This window comes from Azohydromonas aeria, assembly GCF_009760915.1.
Lineage (GTDB): Bacteria > Pseudomonadota > Gammaproteobacteria > Burkholderiales > Burkholderiaceae_C > Azohydromonas > Azohydromonas aeria.
The window spans coordinates 1-1,247 of record NZ_VIDQ01000154.1; the positions used below are offsets into that span (position 1 = coordinate 1).

Genomic DNA, 1,247 nt, shown 5'->3' on the forward strand with positions numbered 1-1,247 from the left:
GGCCGCCGCCTCCAGGACCACCCGCCCCGGCGCGACCGCGGCGCCGGTGGCGGCCGCGACGCCGTCGCCGGCCATCGCCGGTGCCGTGCGCGCCGACCTGACGGCGGAGGGCCGCTGGCCGGCGCTGCGCACGCAGGGCAGCGCCAGCGTGTCCGGGCTGGCGCTGCCCTCCGCCCGGCTGCGCACGGGCCAGGCGCGCTGGCAGCTCGCCACCGCGGGCGACGCGCCGCTGGCGCTGGACCTGTCGCTGGCCGACCTGGCGCTGGCCGGCGCTTCCGGCTGGCAGCGCGTGCCGGTGGTCGAGCTGGACCTGGACGGCACCACGCGCGCGCACCGCCTGGCGCTGCAGGGCGAGCTGGCGGCGCGGCCGCCGGAGTGGGCCGACCTGCTGCAGCCGCCACCCCCCGGCGCCGCGGGCGCGCGCACCCGCTTCGCGCTGGAGGCGCAGGGCGCCCTGCTGCAGTCGGGCAGCGGCGCGCTGCCGGCGACGCTCTCGGGCTGGCAGGGCCGCATCGGGCGGGTGGACGTGCGCCGCGCCGGCGCCGGCGACGCCCTGCTGCAGGCCGCGGACGTGGCGCTGGAGTTCCAGCTCGGCGGCGACACCCGGCCCGCGCGCCTGGCGGTGCAACCCGGCCGCGCGCTGGTGCTGGGCGCCGGGCTGCAGTGGAGCGCCGCGCGCTGGCAGGCCGGCCTTGACGGGGCGCCGGCGCAGATCGACGCCGCCGTGTCGCTGGAGCCGCTGACCGTGGCACCGCTGCTGGCGCGGCTGCAGCCCGACCTGGGCTGGCAGGGCGACCTGGAGATCGAGGGCCGCGCCGTGCTGCGCACCGCGCCGCAGCTGCAGGCCGACGTGCTGGTGCAGCGCCGCCGCGGCGACCTGTCGCTGGCCGCGGGCGGCAGCCGCCGCCCCATGGGCCTGAGCGCGCTGCAGCTGTCGGTGCGGGCCGAGGGCGCCACCTGGAACGCCGCCGTGGGCCTGGCCGGGCAGCAGATCGGCGAGCTCTCGGCCGGCGCCAGCGCTGTGACCGCGCCGGGCGAGATCTGGCCGGGGGCCGACACGCCGCTGCAGGGCAACGCGCAGCTGCGCGTGGCCGACCTGGGCGTGTGGGACCCGTGGCTGCCGGTGGGCTGGCGCCTGGACGGCACGGTGGAAGCGCGCGCGCGCGTCACCGGCCGCCTCGGTGCGCCGGAAGTCGCCGGCGTGCTCAACGGCGACCGGCTGGGCGTCGGCAACTTCGTCGAGGGCG

The 1,247-nt window shown here is 80.8% G+C and carries 1 protein-coding gene; it reads left to right on the plus strand.

Annotated features, from left to right (window positions below):
* On the plus strand, nt 1-1,247 hold a 1,247-nt coding region (locus tag FJ694_RS36960; RefSeq protein ID WP_510513696.1), incomplete at both ends, for a translocation/assembly module TamB domain-containing protein.